The sequence below is a fragment of the Ammoniphilus sp. YIM 78166 genome, from assembly GCF_004522215.1.
Lineage (GTDB): Bacteria > Bacillota > Bacilli > Aneurinibacillales > RAOX-1 > YIM-78166.
Map to the genome: position 1 here is coordinate 1 of NZ_SDLR01000055.1, position 367 is coordinate 367.

The following is a 367-nucleotide window of genomic DNA, read 5'->3' on the forward strand; positions in this document are numbered from 1 at the left end:
AGTAGAAAAGCGTCTGGCGGCGATCACCGCTCAGGACAGTCAGCGTGCGAATGTCTATGAAGTGCGTGCTGAAGCCCAGCGTGCGCGTTTTAAACTGCCCGCGTGGCCGACCACCACGATTGGTTCCTTCCCGCAAACCACGGAGATTCGTACCCTGCGTCTGGATTTCAAAAAGGGTAATCTCGACGCCAACAACTACCGCACAGGCATTGCGGAACATATCAAGCAGGCCATTGTTGAGCAGGAACGTTTGGGACTGGATGTGCTGGTACATGGCGAGGCCGAGCGTAATGACATGGTGGAATACTTTGGCGAGCATCTGGATGGCTTTGTCTTTACGCAAAACGGTTGGGTACAGAGCTCCGGC

Annotated in this window: 1 pseudogene; it reads left to right on the forward strand. The window is 54.8% G+C overall.

Going from position 1 to position 367, the window contains the following annotated elements:
- Positions 1-367: pseudogene (locus EIZ58_RS32865) on the forward strand (5-methyltetrahydropteroyltriglutamate--homocysteine S-methyltransferase); the annotation flags it as partial.